Annotated in this window: 16 protein-coding genes; 5 read left to right on the top strand and 11 right to left on the bottom strand. The window is 63.5% G+C overall.

Features of this window, described 5'->3' with window-relative positions; all coding sequences use genetic code 11:
• Nucleotides 1-162: 162 nt before the first annotated feature.
• The 4 genes from C7440_RS19270 to C7440_RS19285 all read right to left on the bottom strand — a co-directional run bounded on the left by C7440_RS19270 (nt 163) and on the right by C7440_RS19285 (nt 4417).
• Entirely contained in the window at nt 163-558 is a 396-nt protein-coding gene (locus tag C7440_RS19270) for a DUF488 domain-containing protein (protein WP_116519618.1), read from the bottom strand.
• Nucleotides 559-669: 111 nt separating this feature from the next.
• Complete coding sequence (gene fumC / locus C7440_RS19275; protein ID WP_017523578.1) at nt 670-2067, bottom strand: class II fumarate hydratase; 1398 nt, start codon at nt 2065-2067, stop codon at nt 670-672.
• 410 nt (nt 2068-2477) lie between these two features.
• Nucleotides 2478-3506 (bottom strand): type I glyceraldehyde-3-phosphate dehydrogenase, encoded by a 1029-nt coding sequence (locus C7440_RS19280; protein ID WP_116519619.1) that lies wholly within the window; start codon nt 3504-3506, stop codon nt 2478-2480.
• Between the two features lie 134 nt (nt 3507-3640).
• Nucleotides 3641-4417, bottom strand: a complete 777-nt coding sequence (locus tag C7440_RS19285; RefSeq protein WP_017523580.1) for an SDR family oxidoreductase — start codon at nt 4415-4417, stop codon at nt 3641-3643.
• An 88-nt stretch (nt 4418-4505) separates the two neighbouring features.
• On the opposite strand from C7440_RS19285, the gene C7440_RS19290 reads away from it, so the two are divergent.
• Entirely contained in the window at nt 4506-6413 is a 1908-nt protein-coding gene (locus C7440_RS19290) for an alpha/beta hydrolase family protein (RefSeq protein ID WP_116519631.1), read from the top strand.
• 39 nt (nt 6414-6452) lie between these two features.
• Nucleotides 6453-7061, top strand: a complete 609-nt coding sequence (locus tag C7440_RS19295; protein WP_116519620.1) for a glutathione S-transferase family protein — start codon at nt 6453-6455, stop codon at nt 7059-7061.
• A gap of 201 nt (nt 7062-7262) precedes the next feature.
• Here C7440_RS19295 and C7440_RS19300 read toward each other — a convergent pair whose 3' ends face one another.
• The 7 genes from C7440_RS19300 to C7440_RS19330 form a co-directional block, all read right to left on the bottom strand.
• Nucleotides 7263-7835 (bottom strand): VUT family protein, encoded by a 573-nt coding sequence (locus tag C7440_RS19300; RefSeq protein ID WP_017523583.1) that lies wholly within the window; start codon nt 7833-7835, stop codon nt 7263-7265.
• Nucleotides 7836-7864: 29 nt separating this feature from the next.
• Complete coding sequence (gene proC, locus C7440_RS19305; RefSeq protein ID WP_116519622.1) at nt 7865-8695, bottom strand: pyrroline-5-carboxylate reductase; 831 nt, start codon at nt 8693-8695, stop codon at nt 7865-7867.
• Nucleotides 8696-8861: 166 nt separating this feature from the next.
• Nucleotides 8862-9371 carry a Dps family protein gene (locus tag C7440_RS19310; RefSeq protein WP_116519623.1) on the bottom strand — a complete coding sequence of 170 codons (510 nt, stop codon included), beginning with the start codon at nt 9369-9371 and terminating at the stop codon, nt 8862-8864.
• Between the two features lie 36 nt (nt 9372-9407).
• The gene (locus C7440_RS19315; protein WP_017523586.1) at nt 9408-10355 is read right to left on the bottom strand and encodes a LysR substrate-binding domain-containing protein; all 948 of its coding nucleotides are present in this window, start codon (nt 10353-10355) and stop codon (nt 9408-9410) included.
• A gap of 41 nt (nt 10356-10396) precedes the next feature.
• A complete protein-coding gene (gene recG / locus C7440_RS19320; RefSeq protein WP_116519624.1) occupies nt 10397-12484 on the bottom strand; it encodes an ATP-dependent DNA helicase RecG in 2088 nt (695 codons plus the stop codon).
• 78 nt (nt 12485-12562) lie between these two features.
• Complete coding sequence (locus C7440_RS19325) at nt 12563-12949, bottom strand: Rid family detoxifying hydrolase (RefSeq protein ID WP_116519625.1); 387 nt, start codon at nt 12947-12949, stop codon at nt 12563-12565.
• A 91-nt stretch (nt 12950-13040) separates the two neighbouring features.
• Entirely contained in the window at nt 13041-13817 is a 777-nt protein-coding gene (locus tag C7440_RS19330) for a ferredoxin--NADP reductase (protein ID WP_116519626.1), read from the bottom strand.
• 350 nt (nt 13818-14167) lie between these two features.
• Here C7440_RS19330 and C7440_RS19335 point away from each other — a divergent pair, with 350 nt between their 5' ends.
• The 3 genes from C7440_RS19335 to C7440_RS19345 all read left to right on the top strand — a co-directional run bounded on the left by C7440_RS19335 (nt 14168) and on the right by C7440_RS19345 (nt 17781).
• Entirely contained in the window at nt 14168-15208 is a 1041-nt protein-coding gene (locus C7440_RS19335; RefSeq protein WP_116519627.1) for a Fe(3+) ABC transporter substrate-binding protein, read from the top strand.
• A gap of 40 nt (nt 15209-15248) precedes the next feature.
• On the top strand, nt 15249-16919 hold the full coding sequence (locus C7440_RS19340) for an ABC transporter permease (protein WP_017523591.1): 1671 nt from the start codon (nt 15249-15251) through the stop codon (nt 16917-16919).
• A gap of 76 nt (nt 16920-16995) precedes the next feature.
• On the top strand, nt 16996-17781 hold the full coding sequence (locus C7440_RS19345; RefSeq protein ID WP_116519628.1) for an ABC transporter ATP-binding protein: 786 nt from the start codon (nt 16996-16998) through the stop codon (nt 17779-17781).
• Nucleotides 17782-18504: the final 723 nt, after the last annotated feature.

The raw sequence follows: 18504 nt of genomic DNA on the forward strand, positions 1-18504 counted from the left end.
GGCCGTCCGGCGGAAAGAAGCGAGCCGGCGCAGCAGCGAAGATTGGGCTTGTACGGAACGGATCATTGCGGGCCTTCCGGTGTACGGCGCCCCGAGAACGCCTTCATGGCCAGTATAGCCTTACGCGAGGCTTAATCGGCCCGGGCGTGGAAGATGACGGGTTCAACCTTGTTTACGAGGAGTTTTACCCATATGGCGCGCGACACGCTCGATTTCGGCGGCAAGAATAATGGCGTGGTTGTGTTCGGTGTCGCGGGCGCCATACACGAGGGTGATGTGCGAAGCGCCCGCATCCTGCACCAGCTGGCGCATGCGCTGCTCTTGTTCTTTGCTGCGCAACTCGGTTTCGTATTCGTCGCGGAACTGGTCCCAATGCTCTACTTTGTGGCCGAACCATTTGCGCAGCGCCGGGCTGGGCGCAAGGTCTTTGCACCAGGCGTCGTAATGCAGCTCTTCCTTGGAAACGCCGCGTGGCCACAGGCGATCAACCAGAACCCGGTAGCCGTCGCCCTGTTGGGCCTTGTCGTAGGCACGCTTGATGTCGACCTGTATCTTCATTGACGTTCTCCGGTGCCGCCCGACCCGCCTGAAGGCAAGGTACGCATGCCAGCGTGGCCATGCGCACCGGGGCCTTGTCTGAAGGCCTCGGACCTGCGGCGGGTGCGCGCCTTAATCGTTGTGTGTCATGTCCAGGGGTACGATCCACTCGTCATACTGCTGTGCCGTGACGTGGCCCAGCGCCAGCGCCGCTTCGCGCAAGGTGGTGCCCTCTTTTTGCGCTTTCTTGGCAATGGCGGCCGCCTTGTCGTAGCCGATGTGGCGATTGAGCGCGGTAACCAGCATGAGGTTCTTCTGCAAATTGCGTTCGATGATCTCGGTGTTGGGCTCGATGCCCACGGCGCAATGGTCGTTGAAGGCGCGGCTTGCATCGGCCAGCAAGGCGATGCTTTCAAGCACGTTGTGCACCATGACCGGCTTGTACACATTGAGCTGGAAATTGCCCTGGCTGGCGGCAAAGGCCACCGCTGCGTCGTTGCCGTAGACCTGGGCGCACACCATGGTCATGGCTTCGCATTGGGTGGGGTTGACCTTGCCCGGCATGATGGAGGAGCCCGGCTCGTTGTCGGGAATGATGAGTTCGCCGATGCCGCAGCGGGGCCCGCTTGCCAGCCAGCGCACGTCGTTGGCCATCTTGAACAGCGCCCCGGCAAGCAGGCGCAGCGCGGAAGACATATTGGCCAGCGCGTCGTGCGCGGACAAGGCGAAGAATTTGTTGTCGGCCGACTTGAACGGCAGGCTGGTGATCTGCGCGATGCGCGCGGCCGCCGTCTCGCCGAAGCGCGGGTGGGCGTTCAGGCCTGTGCCCACCGCGGTGCCGCCTATGGCCAGGTCGTAGATGCCCGGCAAGGCGGCCTCGACCGCCTTCAGGCCGAAAGCGATTTGCGCCACCCAGCCGCCGATTTCCTGGCCCAGGGTAATGGGCGTGGCGTCTTGCAGGTGGGTGCGGCCGGTCTTGACCACCTGGGCGTACTGGCTTGCCTTGTCGGCCAGCGTGGATTGCAGTTGCCGCACCGCCGGAAAGAAGTCGCGCTCGAGCTCTTGCGCCACGGCGATGTGCATGGCGGTGGGAAAGGTGTCGTTGGACGACTGGCCGCGATTGACGTGGTCGTTGGGGTGCACCGGCTTCTTGCTGCCCATCTCGCCGCCGGCCAGCTCGATGGCGCGATTGGAGATGACCTCGTTCGCGTTCATGTTCGATTGCGTGCCGGAGCCGGTCTGGAAGACCACCAGGGGGAATTCCTGATCGAGCTTGCCCGAGATGACTTCGTCGGCCGCCTTCACGATCAGGTCGGCCAGGTCTTGCGGCAGTTCGCCCAGCTCGGCATTGGCCTCGGCCGCGGCGCGCTTGAGTATGCCCAGCGCGCGAATGACCGGCGCCTGCCATTTGAACCGCGCGACGCCGATGGGAAAATTCTGTATGGACCGCTGGGTTTGCGCACCCCAGTATCGATCTGAGGGAACCTCGATGGCTCCCATGGAATCCGTTTCGACGCGTGTGCTGCTCATGTGTGGGCTCCTGGCTTGAGAGTATGTGGGGAACCGGCAATCGGCGGCGGTGCGGGCGACTGCCATCGCTCTTAACTATACGCCATTGCTTCTCATTTGGGTCTGGGTCGCTTTGGTTTGGGTTCTTAAGCGCTGTTGCGGTGAGTCTTCACATCGGCGGCAACAATATGCCACTATGCAAGCCGCCGGAGGCGGGCAGTCTTCAGGCGGGCGTCGGAGGGCGCCGCGTGCTGACGAAGGAATCGTGGGGGCTTTCCCCGCCGCCCACGCGTACGAGGCAGACGCGGGAAGTCCGGCGAAGCCGGACCGCCCGACCGCCCGCCTGAAGACTGCCCGCCTCCGGCGGCGCTTAAAGACTCAAATTTCAAGCGCTACCGATGGAACTAGCGGTACTAATGGAACTAGCGGTACTAACGAACCAGCCCCGCCCAATAATCCGCCACGTCGAGCAGCCGGTTCGCGAACCCCCACTCATTGTCGAACCACACCATGACATTCGCCATGCGCGGCCCGCAAAGCCGGGTCTGGCCGCCGTCAATAATGACCGAATGCGGGTCGTGGTTGAAATCCACCGACGCATGGGGCTGGTCGGAATAGGCGATGAAATCGGGCGCCCGCTGCGCTGCGGCCTGCATCAATGCGTTGATGTCTTCCGCCGACAGGTCGCTGCCCGCCTGGAACATCAGGTCGATCGCCGAGACATTTAGCGTGGGCACGCGAATGGCCTTGGCCTGCACCCTGCCCGACAACTCGGGCAGCAGCCGCTCCACCCCCTTGGCCAAGCCCGTCGACACGGGCACGAACGATTGCATCGCCGAACGCGTGCGCCGCAGATCGCTGTTGTGATAGCCGTCGATCAGAGGCTGGTCGTTCATCACCGAATGCAGCGTTGTAAGAAAAGCCTGCTCCACGCCGAAAGAGCGATGCAGCAGATCAAGCACCGGCACGATGGCATTGGTGGTGCACGAAGCATTGGAGACCAGGCGCTCGGTGCCCGCAAGGCTTTCGTGATTGATGCCGTACACCACCGTGGCATCCACATCGGCCGCGCTGGCGCCCGGATGCGACAGCAGCAGGCGCGGCACGCCCGCATCAAGAAAGCGCTGCAGCTGGTCACGCGTGCCGTAACGGCCCGAGCACTCCACCAGAAGATCCACGCCCAGCGCCTGCCAGGGCACTTCTTCAGGCGTAGAGGCATGCGTCACGGCAATGGCCTGCCCATCGATGACGAGGCTGTCTTCGCCCTGCTCCACCTTGCCGTGAAACACGCCGTGCGTCGAATCGAAGCGCGTGAGATAAGCCATGGTGTCCAGATCGGCGGGCTCATTGATGGCTACGATGCGAAAGCGGTTTTTCAGGGGGGATTCATGCAGGGCGCGCAGGAAGCAGCGCCCGATGCGGCCATATCCGTTGATGGCCAGGCGTAACGGTGTGTTCATGTCGATGAAGCAGAGTCGGTGGTCAGTGATGAGCGGCGAAGCCGGTAAGCGGATGAGATGTCAGTGTATACCCTGGCGCCCGTTGTCCCGGAATCGCGCTCACCGTCAGCCTGCGGAGCGTTCCGGGCCCAAAATCAGAATGCGATCGAAAACCCGCCGTCCACCACCAGGATGTGGCCGTTCACATACGAGGCCGCCGGCGAAGCCAGGAAAACGGCGGCACCCGTGATCTCGTGCGGCTGGGCCCAGCGTTCGAGCGGATTGCGGCCCAGCACTCGGGGCCCTTGCACCGGGTCGCCGGCCAGCTGCACATTGCTTTCGGTGGCGAAAGTACCCGGCGCAATGCCATTGCTGGTAATGCCCCGCGGCCCGTACTCCACAGCCAGCGCCTTTACCAGGCCCGCCAGGCCGTGCTTGGCCACGGCATAGATGGCATCGCCGGGCCTTGCCACGCGGTCGGCGATCGATGTAAGCGTAACGATGCGCCCCGCCAGGCCCTGCCGCGCCATGCGCTGCGCTGCCAATCGGGACAGATGCATGGCCGCGAGCAGGTCGACGTGGATGAGGTCCTGCATCTCTTGCAGGGTGGAGTCGGCCAGGCTCTTGCGCAGGCGGATGCCCACGTTGTTGACGAGAATGTCGGGTGCGCCCGCCCGGCTGCACAACTGCCCGAAAATGCGTTCTTGTTCGGCCAGATTGCCCACGTCGTGCACCAGCGGCTCGGCGCGGCCGCCTTCTTCTTCGATGCGCCGCACCGCCTGCATTACACGGTCTTGCGAGCGGCCGTTGATAATGACGCAGGCGCCGCTGGCCGCATAGGCCCTGGCGATTTCGAATCCCAGGCCCTGGGTCGAGCCGGTGATAAGAGCCGTTTTTCCGGAAAGAGAAAAATCAGGTGCTTGCATGGGCATACAGAAAGGGTTGTGCGACTCGCGCCCGCAGTATGCAGCGCGTTGGCAAGCCGATATAGTAATGCTTGTGTACTTTCAGGGTTCTCTCATGCTTCTTCCCTTTCCAGCCAGCCTGCTGCGTCGCGGCCTTGTTCCCGAAGACGCGGCCGCCAGCCCCGTGCCGCCCGTTTATCCCATCGAGACCTTCTTTCGCAATCCCGCCCGAGGTTTCTTCCGTCTCTCGGACGAAGGCTCGATGCTCGGCTTCATGGAGCCCGTCAGCATAGACGGCCAGCCGGCGCGCATGAACATCTTTGTCCAGGCCCTCGAGGGCAGCCGCCCCACCGGCACGGCGCAACGCATCACCTCTGAAACCGAACGCGACATCAGCGGCTATTTCTGGAAAGGCGAGCACACCGTCATCTACGAAAAAGACTTCAATGGCGACGAGAACTTCCATGTGCTGGCCGTAGACATCCGCACTGGAACGGTTACCGACCTTACCCCTTTTCCGGGGGTGCGGGCCAGCATCGAAGACGATCTCGAAGACGACCCCGACCACCTTCTCATCAGCCACAATGGCCGCAACCCCGAGGTTTTCGATGTATACCGGGTCGACATCCGCAACGGTGAGCTCGCGCTGGTGGCCGAGAACCCCGGCAATGTGATCGGCTGGCAAACCGATCACGCGGGGCGCGTGCGGGCCGGCATCGCCAGCGACGGCCTGAACTCGGTGCTGCTGTACCGCGACGATGAGCGACAAGGCTTCCGCCCGCTCATCCAGACCGACTTCCGCACTTCGGTGGGGCCGCAGTTCTTTGATTTCGACGACGTTCGCCTTTATGCCCTCAGCAACCGCGGGCGCGACAAGCTGGCACTGGTGCGCATCGACCCGGCCAATCCCGACGACGAGGAGCTTGTCTTCGAAGCGCCCGGGGTCGACCTGGACGGCGCCGGCTACTCGAAGCTGCGCAAGGTGCTTACCGTCGCGGCCTACCAGACCGACAAGCCCGCTTATCATTTCTTCGACAATCTCAGCCGCGAACGCCACGAGCGCCTGCAGCGTCATCTGCCCGGCTACGAGATCGCCTACCAAAGCAGCACGCGCGACGAGAACAAGTTCATCGTGGCGGCCTACAACGACCGCACGCCGGGCAGCCGCCACATCTACGATGCCCGGCTCGACACCCTGGACAAGCTCGCCGAGATCAACCCCGAGCTGCCCGAAGAACACATGGCCGTGGTGCGGCCCATCCAGTACCAAAGCCGCGACGGCCTCACCATTCATGGCTACCTCACGCTGCCACTGGGGCGCCAGCCGCGAGCCCTGCCCTGCGTCGTCAATCCGCACGGCGGTCCCTGGGCCCGCGATGGCTGGGGGTTCAACCCCGAAGCCCAGTTCCTGGCCAACCGCGGCTACGCCGTGCTGCAAATGAATTTTCGCGGCTCCACCGGCTACGGACGCCAGTTCTGGGAAAGCAGCTTCGGCCAATGGGGGCTGGCCATGCAGGACGACATCACCGACGGCGTGCAATGGGCCATCGACCAGGGCATTGCCGACCCCGCCCGCATTGCCATCTATGGCGGCAGCTACGGGGGCTATGCCACCCTGGCCGGCATCACCTACACACCCCAGCTCTATGCCGCGGCCATCGACTACGTGGGTGTTTCCAACCTGCTTACCTTCCTGAACACCATTCCGCCCTACTGGAAGCCCATGCTCGAAAAAATGTACAGCATGGTGGGCGACCCGGTGGCCGACCGAGAGCGCCTCGAGGCCACCTCGCCGGCCCTGAACGCCGACCGCATCCAGACCCCGCTGCTCATTGCCCAGGGCGCGCACGACCCACGGGTGAACAAAGACGAAAGCGACCAGATGGTGGCCGCCCTGAAGGCGCGCGGCATCGATGTGGAATACATTGTCAAAGACAACGAGGGCCACGGCTTTCACAACGACGAAAACAAATTCGAGTTCTATCACCGCATGGCGCGTTTCCTGGATGCCCACCTCAAGTAAGGCATGCAGGCGCGCATTACCCACTCCAAGGAGAGAAAATTGAAGCTTTATTATTTGACGGGCGCATGCCCCCTGGTGTCGCAGATCGTGATGGAATGGATGGGGCTTTCCTATGAGCTCGAGTCAGTCGAGCGCGACGCCCTGAAGCAGCCCGAGTTCCTCAAGCTCAATCCCGTCGGCTCGGTGCCCGTGCTGGTGGACGGAGACCTGGTGCTGACGCAAAGCGTGGCTATACTCGAGTACCTGAATGAGCTGCATCCCGAGGCGGGCCTGCATGGCGCCGACACGGTCGAACGGGCCGAAGTCCGCCGCTGGCTCAGTTTCGTCAATGCCGACGTCCATCGCACCTTCGCCATGATCTTCGGCGTGCAAGGCTATAGCTCAGACCCGCAGATACAGAAGCTTTTGCTAGACAAGACCACCGAACGCGTGCGCTTCCTGTTCGGCATCGCCGACAAGCAGCTGGAAGGCAAAGACTGGCTTACCGGCAAGCGCTCCATCGCCGACCCTTACCTGTACGTCGTGGGCCGCTGGGCGCGCGCCAAAGAAATTGACCTGTCGGGCATGAACAACCTCAAGCGCTTCCTTGATCGCATGGACGCCGATGCCGGCGTGCAAACGGCCCTGCAGAAGCAAGGTCTGGCCTGATCGGCCAGATACGGTGCCCGCGGCGTTTCCCGTCGAGGGGCACCTCTCTTGCCAGGCTAAACAAAACGGCTCATTACGAGCCGTTTTGTTGCCGCCGGGCCGCCCCAAGGATCGGCGCCCCCGGCAAAAACAGCCCCCTCGGGGGGCAGCGAGCAGGTACTAGCCTGCGTGGCGTGGGGGCTTTTTTATATTGCCAGGGAATCAGGCGCCGCGGCCGCCCGGCCGCACGATGGCAGGCTGCGCGCCGTCTTGCGCCAGCGCCGGCCGGGCCAGGTTCCACATGAAGGCCCGGAACGGGGCCAGCATGGTGGCGTTGATGAACAGCTTGATGGCCAGGTCGCCGAACAGCAGCGTAACCCAGGGCACCTGCGTGCCGGCAAAGGCGACGCTGAAGAAGATGAAGGTGTCGAGCGTGGCGCCGGCCACGCCGGCGATCAGCGGCGCCCGCCACCAGCGCTGTTCGCGCAGGCGGTCGAATACATGGATGTCGAGAAGCTGGGCGCACAAAAAGGCCAGGCCCGAGGCCACGGCGATGCGCGGCGTTGCCACCCAGAACGACACCACGATGGCGGCCACGAAGCCGAACACCGCGACCCGGCGCGCCGCGCCCGGGCCGAAACGCCGATTCAGAACGTCGGCCACCAGAAAGGCAATGGGGTAGGTAATGGCACCCCAGGTGAGCCAGCGGTTGATGGGATACTGCACCAGAATGTTGGAGCCCACCACGATGGCGCACATGACCAGCACGGCGATCGCCATCTGGCGCAGGGTCATGGGAAGGAAAGCGGATTGATTCGTCGAAGTCATTTTGCAAACTCGGTGGCCAGCTGGCCCGCGCGCTGGTAGGCCGAGCGCATGGCTTGCTGCACCAGGGCCGAAAAGCCCTGTTGTTCAAACACGGATAGGGCGGCGGCGGTGGTGCCTCCCTTGGAAGTAACCCGTTCACGCAAGGTGGCGGGCGTTTCGGGCGAGAGCGCTGCCAACTGGGTGGCCCCGTGCAAGGTGGCCAACGCCAGCTTGCGCGACTGCTGGGCGTCGAGACCCAGGTCGATGCCGCCCTGGATCAGCGCCTCGAGAAATAGGAACACATAGGCCGGGCCGCTGCCCGACAAGGCCGTTACGGCGTCGAGCTGGTCGTCGTTGTCGACCCACACGATTTCGCCCACCGCCTTGAGCAGAAGCTGGGCCACCGCGCGGTCGTCTTCGGAGACGCCGTCGAGCGCCAGCAAGCCGGAAATGCCCGCGCCGATAAGGGCCGGAGTGTTGGGCATGCAGCGCACCAGCCGTGTCCAGGGCTTGTCGCCGCCCAGCCAGCCGGCCAGCGTGCCGCTTTCAATGCCGGCCGCGATGCTGATGACCAGCGTGTCGGGGCGCAGGAAAGGCTTGCACTGGGCCACGGTTTCTTTCATGACCTGCGGCTTGACGGCGAAAATCCACACGCGCCGCGAGGAAAGCTGCTCGTCGGGCGCCGCGGCGGTACCCACGCCCTGTTCGCGCCAGCGCGCAAGCGCGGTCTCGTTGACGTCGATGACATGCACGTCGGAAGCGCCGCAGCGCTTGCCGATGAGGCCCGAAGCCAGGGCAGAGGCCATATTGCCGCCACCGATGAAGGAAAGGGAAAGTTCTTGATTCATAGCCCGCTATTGTACGAAAAAACCCGGGCCTGCCGCCAAGGCAGGCCCGGGTCTGGAATAAGGCCCCGCGCCACAAGCGCGGACTTCTGTCGCACGGCCTTGCGGCGATTCTTGCGCAAGGCGTGGGCCTCAAGCCGGCTGGTGCGTCGGCGGGAAAAGCCCGGCGCTATGCCAGAATGCTGCGCAGCATCCAGGCGTTCTTTTCGTGGATGTCGAGCCGGCGGGTGAGCAGGTCGACCGTGGGCGCGTCGTTGGCCGCTTCGGCGCGCTTGAGCGCTGCGCGGGCGGTTTTGGCCACGGCTTCGTTGCCCTTGACCAGGAAATGCACCATTTCGGATGCCTCGGGCACGTCGTCGGGCGCCTTGATGGTGGCCAGGCTGCCGTACTGTGCATAGGTGCCCGGCGCGTAGTGCCCCAGGGCGCGTATGCGTTCGGCGATTTCATCGAGCGCCTGCCACTCTTCGGTGTATTGGGTCATGAACATCTGGTGCAATGTGTTGAACAGCGGACCCGTGACGTTCCAGTGGAAATTGTGCGTGGTGAGGTACAGGGTATACGAGTCGGCGAGCATCTTGGAAAGCTCGTGCGCAACGGCCTCCCGATCTTTGGCGGTAATGCCGATGTCGATCACGATGCCTTTCTCGGTTTTGATGGATTTGTTCAATGCTTTTGCCATTTCAGATCTCCGAACGTACATGTTGAACAACAAACTTTAGAATACCACGCTGCTCGGCTCTTCAAGATAGCGGACACCGCCCAGTTCGGTGTGATGAACCGCCCTGACCAGGGCCTGTATGGCGGTGGGCCGAGGGAAGCTCTTGCGCCATGCCAGCACCACCCTGCGGTCGGGCACCGGCTTCTTGAAAGGGATGTAGGCCAGCAGGTCGCTCTTGGGGTCGCGTGTGCCGATGGCGCTGGCCGGCAGCACGGTAATTCCCACGCCGGCCGCCACCATGTGCCGTATGGTTTCAAGCGACGAGCCCTCGAAGGTGCGCTGTATGCCCTCGCTCGATGCCGAAAAGCGTGAAAGCTCGGGGCAGACTTCCAGCACCTGGTCGCGAAAGCAATGGCCCGCGCCCAGCAGCAGCATGGTTTCTTCCTTCAGGGCGCTGGAACTGATCTGCTCGAGCTGCGCCCAGGGATGGCCCTTGGGCACCGCCACCAGGAAGGGTTCGTCGTAAAGCGGCTGCACCATCAAGCCCGCATCCGGTATGGGCAGGGCCACGATGGCGCAGTCGATCTCGCCCTGGCGAAGCAGTTCGAGCAGGCGTGTGGTGTAGTTCTCTTGCAATACCAGCGGCATCTGCGGCGTTACCTCGATCTGGGCCGGCACCAGCTTGGGCAGCAGATAGGGCCCGATGGTGTAGATCACCCCCACCCTCAGCGGCCCTTCCAGCGGGTCGTGGCCCTGGCGCGCGATTTCCTTGAGATTGGTCGCTTCTTCCAGCACGCGCTGTGCCTGGGCCACCACGCGCAGGCCTATGGGAGTAACGCCCACCTCGGTGCCGCCGCGCTCGAACAGCACGACGCCCAGTTCGTCCTCGAGTTTGCGGATGGCGACCGACAAGGTGGGCTGGCTGACAAAGCAGGCGTCGGCGGCCCGTCCGAAGTGCCTTTCCCGGGCTACCGCTACGATGTACTTAAGTTCCGTCAATGTCATGGCTACTCTCTTTTGGATGGCTGAATGGTGTGCCGGCGGGCTCAGCTGCGCAGGTAATCCTGCCGGCCGCGCATCCAGCGATGCATGTGGACTTGCGCCCTGCCGGGCTCGTGTTCGAGCCAATGCCGCGCAAGCTCCTGGGCCTGGGCGGCCAGTTCTTCGTCGGTTTCCAGGCTGGCAAAGCGCAACAGCGCGGCCCCCGACTGGCGCAGGCCCAGAAACTCGCCCGGCCCCCGCTGCTCGAGATCGCGCCGCGCAATCTCGAACCCGTCGCCGGTTTCGTACATGGCGCGCAGGCGTTGGCGCGCCACCTGGGAAAGCGGCGCCTGGTACAGCAACAGGCATACGGACTGCACGGCCCCCCGCCCCACCCGCCCGCGCAACTGGTGCAACTGGGCCAGTCCGAAGCGTTCGGCGTGCTCGATGATCATCAGCGAGGCCTTGGGCACGTCGACGCCGACTTCGATGACAGTGGTGGCCACCAGCAGATCGACTTCGCCGGCCTGGAAGGCGTCCATTACCCTGGCTTTCTCGGCCGCCTTGAGCTTGCCGTGTATGAGGCTGACGCGCAGGTCGGGCAGCGCCTGGCAAAGGCGTTCGTGAGTCTCGACCGCGGTCTGCAGCTGCAGCGCCTCGCTTTCCTCGACCAGCGGGCACACCCAGTATGCCTGCCTGCCGGAGCGGACCTCTTGCGCCACCAGGGCCAGTACCTCGTCGCGCCGGCCGTCGGACACCAGCTTGGTGACGACGGGCGTGCGGCCGGGAGGCAGTTGGTCGATGACGGATACGTCGAGGTCGGCGAAAAAGGTCATGGCCAGCGTGCGCGGAATGGGGGTGGCGCTCATGTTGAGCTGATGCGGGATCAGCGCCCCGCCCGCCTCTTCGCCCTTGCGGCTGAGCTCCAGGCGCTGGCCTACGCCAAAGCGGTGCTGTTCGTCCAGTATGACCAGCCCAAGATTGGCAAAGACGACCTTGTCCTGGATAAGCGCCTGGGTACCCACCACCAGTTGCGCCTGCCCCGACTCGATGGCTTCGATGGCTTCACGCCGCGCCTTCACCCCCAGGCTGCCCGTAAGCCAGGCGATGCGCACGCCCAGCGGCTCGAGCCAGCCCGCCAGCTTGCCATGATGCTGCTCGGCCAATATTTCGGTGGGCGCCATCATGGCCACCTGGCCGCCATTGGCGATGACCTGCGCGGCCGCCAGGGCCGCCACCACCGTCTTGCCGCTGCCCACGTCGCCCTGCAGCAGGCGGTGCATGGGATAGGCCCGGGCCAGGTCGGCCGAGATCTCGGCAACCACTCTTTGCTGCGCGGCCGTGAGCGCAAAGGGCAGGCCCTTTTGCAGCCGCTGCACCAGGCCTTGCCCCGCCCCGCCGTATGCCCGGCTGCGCTGGGCCAGCCGCGCCGCCCGCGCCATGGCCAGCGACAATTGCTGGGCCAGCAGCTCGTCGAACTTGACGCGCCGCCAAGCCGGATGCTCGCGCTCGACCAGGTCTTGGTACGAGACGCTGGGCGGCGGATGATGCAGGCTGCGGATGGCCTCGTCAAAAGGCATCAGGCGGTAGCGCCGGCGGATGTCTTCGCTTAGCGTGTCGCTTAGATCGGCCTCGCGCAGCGCCTGGTCGATGGCGCGCCGCAAGGTGGGCTGGGCAAGGCCGTCGGTGGTGGGATACACCGGGGTAAGCGAATCGGGAAGCTCGCCTCCGGCCACGGTGACGCGTGGATGCACCATTTCGACGCCCGAGAACCCGCCGCGCAGTTCGCCCCGCACACGCACCCGCTTGCCCCGCTCGACCTGCCGCTGTTGGCTGGGATAGAAATTGAGCCAACGCAGCGCAAGGCGGCCCGAGCCGTCTTCCAGTACGGCCACAAGCTGGCGCCGGGGCCGGAACTGCACTTCGCTGTGCAAGATCTCGCCCTCGACCTGTCCCGTTTGGCCGGGGCGCAACGAAGCGATGGGCTGAATGCGGGTTTCGTCCTCGTAGCGCAGGGGCAGGTGAACGACGAAATCTTGCTGCCGCTCAAGGCCCAAGCGCAAGAAGCGCCGCTGGACGGCGCTTTGGGCGTCTTCCTTGGCTTCTGCCGGGGCGCGTTTCGATATTTTGCGCCGGGTCTGCGTGCTGGACACGGAAGGACTCGCTATGGGGTTCGTGCGGTCTTGGCCGACAAGGTCTTTCAACAGGCCGTAAGGCCCGATGGCAAGGCCCTAGACGACGATGATCGCCTCGACCTCGAACTGGGCGCCTTTGGGCAGGCTGGCCACACCGATGGTAGAGCGAGCGGGAAAAGGCTGGGGAATGATGTCTGCCATGATGGCGTTGGCGCTGGCAAACTTGCTGAGGTCGGTCAGATACAGGGTGAGCTTGACGATGCTGTTCAGCGAACCGCCCGCCGCCTCGATGACCACCTGCATATTGGCGAAAGACTGGCGCACTTGGCCTTCGAAGTTTTCAGATACGAGCTCGCCCGTGCCGGGTTCGAGCCCGATCTGGCCTGAAAGATAGACGGTTGTGCCCGCGGGCGCGGCCACGGCTTGCGAATAAGGCCCCACCGCGGCGGGCGCGGCGTCGGTATGGATGATTTTCTTGGCCATTTGGTATCTCTGTTAGTAAAAATAAAACCACTATCAGAGTTTAAACAGCTATAGCAAAAATTAACACCCCCGCCGCCGCTGCCTTGCAGCCTTATTTTTCGACGAAAGCGCGCTCGATGACGTAATCGCCGGGTTCGCCCACGCCCGCCGAAACGACGAAGCCGCGGTTATCGAGTATTTGGCACAGGTCGGACAGCATGGCCGGGCTGCCGCACATCATGACGCGATCGGTTTCAGGGTTGAGCGGAGGCAGCCCGATGTCTTCGGACAGCTTGCCGCTTTCGATCACGGAGGTAAGCCGGCCGCTGTTGCGGAAGGGTTCACGCGTGACGGTGGGGTAGTAAATGAGCTTCTCGCGCACGATGTCGCCGAAATACTCGTTGTCGGGCAGTTCGTTCTGGATGTAGTCGGCATAGGCCAGTTCGCTGACGAAGCGCACGCCATGCAGAAGCACCACTTTCTCGAAGCGCTCGTAGACTTCGGGATCTTTGATGATGCTCATGAACGGGGCCAGGCCGGTGCCGGTGCCGAACAGATACAGGTTTTTGCCGGGCTTGAGGTCGTCGACCACCAGGGTACCTACCGGCTTTTTGCTGATGAGCACCGAATCGCCGACCTGCAGGTGCTGCAGGCGCGAGGTGAGCGGACCGTTGGGCACCTTGATGCTGAGAAATTCGAGGTTTTCTTCGTAGTTGGCGCTGGCAATGCTGTAGGCGCGCATGAGGGGCTTGCCTTCGACCTCGAGGCCGAGCATGACGAAGTGGCCGTTATGAAACCGCAGCGCCGAATCGCGCGTGGTGGTAAAGGAAAAAAGGGTGTCGTTCCAGTGACGTACGCTGAGAACCTGCTCGGAATTGAAAGCTGCCATAGTCTTGTTCGTAAAAAATGCCGGCGGGCAAGAAGGAGCGCATGCGCTTGCTTCATGAACCCATGGCGTGGTTATCGACGTGAACTACTGTGTCTTGATTCTACACTATTTAGTGTTCACTCAGTTAAATTTCTTTTTAAATGTTGTATTTACCGCGTTTTAATGAAAAGTTCGGAAGCCGGCGGCTTTCTTGGCGTAAAAGCCGGCCACTACATATAAAGAGTGTATACACGTATATTCAGTCAAACCAGACCCTGCCAGGGCGAGGTTGAAGCCTTTCCTTTAAACTGTTATCTTTTGCTCATTTTACATGTAGCTGATAATCATTTGCATTAACAGGAGCTTTTGCCATGCGAACGACACGCCCCACCATCCTGCCGCTCGCTCGTTCCCTTGTTTTTGCAGGCCTGGCGGCCTGCGCGGGCAACGCGTTTGCGGATGTCACGCTGTATACCACTCGCGAACCGGGCCTGATCCAGCCCATACTCGAACAGTTTACAAAAGACACGGGCATCAAGGCCAATACGGTATTCGTCAAAGACGGCCTTCTCGAGCGCGTGAAGGCCGAAGGCGACAAATCGCCCGCCGACGTGCTGATGACGGTCGACATCGGCAACCTGATCGATCTGGTTCAGGGCGGCGTCACACAGCCCGTCGAATCCAAGGTGCTGAACGAAACCATACCCGCCAATCTGCGCGGCAGCGAAGGCCACTGGTATACCCTTTCCATGCGCGACCGCGTGGCCTATGTCTCGAACGAGGTCGACGTAAAGGAACTGACCTACGAATCACTGGCCGACCCCAAATGGAAAGGCAAGTTCTGCACCCGCTCGGGGCAGCACCCCTACAACACCGGCCTTATCGCCGCTTTCATCGCCCATAACGGCATCGAAGCCGCCGAGGAATGGCTGCGCGGGCTCAAGGCCAATCTGGGCCGCAAGCCTACCGGCGGCGACCGCGACGTAGCGCGCGACATCCTGGGCGGCATCTGCGACGTGGGCATCGCCAATGCCTATTACGTCGGCCGCATGAAAAACTCCGAGCCGGGCACCGACGCGCGCAAATGGGGTGACGCCATCCATGTCGTGCGTCCCACTTTTGCCAAGGACAGCAGCCAGGGCACCCACGTCAATATTTCGGGTGCCGCGGTGGCCCGCCACGCGCCCAACCGCGACGACGCCATCAAGCTGCTCGAATACCTGGTGTCGGAACAGGCGCAGCATCTTTATGCCAACGCCAACTACGAATACCCGGTGCGCGCGGGCGTCGCCCTTGATCCGGTCGTAGCCAGCTTCGGCACCCTGGTGGTCGACCCCCTGCCGCTGGCCGAGATCGCCAAGCATCGCAAGCAGGCCAGCGAGCTGGTGGATAAAGTTGGCTTCGACCAGTAAGGCATTGGCCGCCGAGGCATCCCCCCACGGAACGGCAGGAATGCGCCAACGCCGCTCGGGCCTGCTGCGCCCCGCGGCCGGCTGGCCCTGGCGGCTGGGCGCGGCGATTATCGCGCTGTGCGTGGCGGCTCCGGTCATTGCCCTGGTATGGATGTCGCTGGACGGGTCGCTTGACCACTGGCAGCATCTGGCGCGCCATGTGCTGCCCACGGCGCTGCGCAACACGGCCTTGCTGCTGCTGGGCGTGGGTGTACTGGTCGCCTGCCTGGGCACGGGCAGCGCCTGGCTGGTCACGGCCTACGACTTTCCCACTCGCCGCGTCTTGCTGTGGGCCCTGCTGCTGCCGCTGGCCGTGCCCACCTACATCGTCGCCTTTGCCTATCTCGATATCCTGCACCCCCTGGGGCCCGTGCAAGGCCTGGTGCGCGAGCTGCTGGGCTACGACAGCCCCAGGCAGTTCCGGCTGCCCGATTTGCGCGCCCTGCCCGGCGCCATCTTCCTGCTGGGCTTCGTGCTGTATCCCTATGTCTATCTAAGTACGCGGGTCATGTTCTCTACCCAGGCGGCCAGCCTTCTCGAGGCCGGCCGCATACTGGGCCAGTCGCGCCGGGGAGTGTTCTTCCGCGTCGCCCTGCCCCTGGCCCGGCCGGCCATCGCGGTGGGCGTCAGCCTGGCCCTGCTCGAAACCCTGAACGACATCGGCGCCTCGGAATTCCTCGGCGTGCAGACCCTGACCGTGTCCGTCTATACCACCTGGATCACGCGGTCCGACCTTGCCGGCGCGGCGCAGATAGCGCTTTCCATGCTGGCCATCGTGGTGCTGCTCATCCTGCTCGAGCGCCATGGCCGCCGGCACCAGCGCTATGCCAACACGCAGCGCATGCGGCCCATACAGCCCGAGAAGCTGCACGGCGCGCGCGCCCTCCTTGCCATGGCCCTGGGCTGGCTGCCCGTACTCGTGGGCTTTGTCGCCCCGGCCCTGTATCTGCTCAACGAAACCATCAAGCACTTCGACGCTGCCGGCGGCGTATCGGCGCAGTTGCTGCAAAGCGGCTACAACACCGTCAGTATCGCGCTCGCCGCCACCTTCGTCACCGTGGCGGGCGCCCTGATCATCACCTGGGCCGCGCGCAGCGCCCATACGGCCAGGTCCCGCTTCATGAAACTGTGCTCGCGGGTTTCCACGGTGGGCTATGCCCTGCCCGGCACCGTGCTGGCCATCGGCCTGCTGCTGCCCCTTATCGCCATCGACGACCTGATCGCCTGGCTGGCGCGGCCCTTTACCGATGCTTCACCGGGCCTGCTCCTGATGGGTTCGACCGCGGCATTGGTGTGCGCCTACGTCATCCGCTTCCTGGCCATTTCGGTGGGCAGCCTGGAGTCGGGCCTGGCCCGCATCCCGCCGTCGCTCGAGCAGGCTTCGCGGCTGCTGGGCGAAAGCCCCTCGGGCACGCTGCGGCGGGTGCATCTGCCCTTGCTGCGTCCGGCCATCGGCGCCGCCGCCCTGCTCATATTCGTCGACGCCATGAAAGAACTGCCTGCCACCCTGCTGCTGCGTCCGGTCAATTTTGAAACCCTGGCCACCTGGCTCTATGCCGAGGCCGCCCGGGGCACCTACGAAGAAGGCGCCGTTGCGGCGCTGGCCATCGTGGTGGCCGGCCTGCTGCCTGTAATGCTGCTGGCCCGCCACCAGCTAAAATCGGGCCACTGAAGCCCCGCCCTTACGACACCCATGCCCGGCTCGCTCCATTCCATGTACACGCACATCCACCACAGGCCGCCGCTTCATGGCTGAACTACTGCAACTGGAAGCCATTTCGCTGGCTTACGACACTCCCCAAGGCCGCCAGCCGGTGGTCGACGATTTTTCGCTCGTCCTGGAGCATGGACACATCGGCTGCCTGCTGGGCGCGTCGGGCTGCGGCAAGACGACGGTGCTGCGGGCCATCGCCGGCTTCGAGCCCGTGCGCGCAGGGCGCATCATGCTGGACGGTACGTTGCTGTCTTCCGCAGGCTTTCAGCTCGAGCCGGAACATCGGAGGGTAGGCATGATGTTCCAGGACTATGCGCTGTTTCCCCATCTTACGGTCGAAAAGAACATCGGCTTCGGCCTGCGGCGGCTCGACAGGGCGGAACGCGCGAAACGGGTCAACGACCTGCTTCATCTGGTGGGGCTCGAAGGCTCCGGCCGGCGCTATCCGCACGAGCTGTCGGGCGGACAACAGCAGCGTGTGGCGCTTGCGCGCGCACTGGCGCCAGAGCCCGACCTGCTATTGCTGGACGAGCCGTTCTCGAACCTGGACATCGACACGCGCGAGCGTCTGGCATTCGAGGTTCGCGACATTCTCAAGGCGACGAATCACACGGCGCTGCTGGTGACACACAATCAGGCGGAGGCTTTTGCGATTGCCGATCGCATCGGTGTGATGCAGAAGGGGGTGATCGCGCAATGGGACACGCCCTACGGTTTGCATCATGCGCCGGCCAGCTCTTTCGTGACCGACTTCATCCGACGCGAGGCCTTGATGGCGCAGCGGGCACAGGCTTATCTGCGGGGCGAGGAAGCGGGCTGAAAACTCGCCCCTGCGCTTGACTGCAAGGTCGTTGGTTTTTGTTCCGTTCCCACGCTTTGCTGCAAGGATGCTGGTTCTTGAGTCGTGGCTGTGCTTGGCTGTGCTTGGCAGTGAGGATGCTGGTTTTAAACCCGTTCCTGCGCTGCGGGGTATGTCTGTGCCGGACGGAGGCAGTCGGCCCTTCGGGCCCGCCTGTCCGCATCCTCCGGGCCTTCGCCCTCCGTTCTGCGGCGCCTGGCTCGACCGCCAACGCCCGGCCCAGCCACACCCCACATCACAGGAACTGCATTGGGGCATGAGACACGGCCGGCTTGCGAGGCGTGTTTGAATGTTGGCCATCTTTTTCAGATGGGCTGATGATCGAAACGCCCCAAACCATCCGAAGAGCCGCATTAGAAGAAATCCAACCCTTCAATCCAAGAAGCTCTGAAGCGCATCAACTCTAGACACCGTGAGGCGTGATGCGGGGCCGTATTTTGGACGCCGTTGAGCAAGCTGAGCGGCGGCTTGTTTTTGGGGATGCAAGCCCGCGCATGTTTGAGCAGCGAGCTTGGCGGACCACTGGTCCGCCGCTGCGAGGTGTGCCCAGCATGGGCCTACTCTAGTGGGTGCAAGTCCCACCACAAGTTGATCACTGCAAGTGAAGTGAAGCGCAACTGCATGAGGGCGACCGAGTGTGGGGAGGAAGCGTCTAGCGAATCTGCGAGCCGATGAATAAAAACC

The organism is Pusillimonas noertemannii, from assembly GCF_003096595.1.
GTDB classification, from domain to species: domain Bacteria; phylum Pseudomonadota; class Gammaproteobacteria; order Burkholderiales; family Burkholderiaceae_B; genus Pusillimonas; species Pusillimonas noertemannii.

Bases quoted from the DNA above. Each gene is read 5' to 3' on its own strand.
- C7440_RS19270 (WP_116519618.1), bottom strand. From the start codon at position 558: ATGAAGATACAGGTCGACATCAAGCGTGCCTACGACAAGGCCCAACAG.
- fumC (WP_017523578.1), bottom strand. From the start codon at position 2,067: ATGAGCAGCACACGCGTCGAAACGGATTCCATGGGAGCCATCGAGGTT.
- C7440_RS19280 (WP_116519619.1), bottom strand. From the start codon at position 3,506: ATGAACACACCGTTACGCCTGGCCATCAACGGATATGGCCGCATCGGG.
- C7440_RS19285 (WP_017523580.1), bottom strand. From the start codon at position 4,417: ATGCCCATGCAAGCACCTGATTTTTCTCTTTCCGGAAAAACGGCTCTT.
- C7440_RS19290 (WP_116519631.1), top strand. From the start codon at position 4,506: ATGCTTCTTCCCTTTCCAGCCAGCCTGCTGCGTCGCGGCCTTGTTCCC.
- C7440_RS19300 (WP_017523583.1), bottom strand. From the start codon at position 7,835: ATGACCCTGCGCCAGATGGCGATCGCCGTGCTGGTCATGTGCGCCATC.
- proC (WP_116519622.1), bottom strand. From the start codon at position 8,695: ATGAATCAAGAACTTTCCCTTTCCTTCATCGGTGGCGGCAATATGGCC.
- C7440_RS19310 (WP_116519623.1), bottom strand. From the start codon at position 9,371: ATGGCAAAAGCATTGAACAAATCCATCAAAACCGAGAAAGGCATCGTG.
- C7440_RS19315 (WP_017523586.1), bottom strand. From the start codon at position 10,355: ATGACATTGACGGAACTTAAGTACATCGTAGCGGTAGCCCGGGAAAGG.
- C7440_RS19325 (WP_116519625.1), bottom strand. From the start codon at position 12,949: ATGGCCAAGAAAATCATCCATACCGACGCCGCGCCCGCCGCGGTGGGG.
- C7440_RS19330 (WP_116519626.1), bottom strand. From the start codon at position 13,817: ATGGCAGCTTTCAATTCCGAGCAGGTTCTCAGCGTACGTCACTGGAAC.
- C7440_RS19335 (WP_116519627.1), top strand. From the start codon at position 14,168: ATGCGAACGACACGCCCCACCATCCTGCCGCTCGCTCGTTCCCTTGTT.
- C7440_RS19340 (WP_017523591.1), top strand. From the start codon at position 15,249: ATGCGCCAACGCCGCTCGGGCCTGCTGCGCCCCGCGGCCGGCTGGCCC.
- C7440_RS19345 (WP_116519628.1), top strand. From the start codon at position 16,996: ATGGCTGAACTACTGCAACTGGAAGCCATTTCGCTGGCTTACGACACT.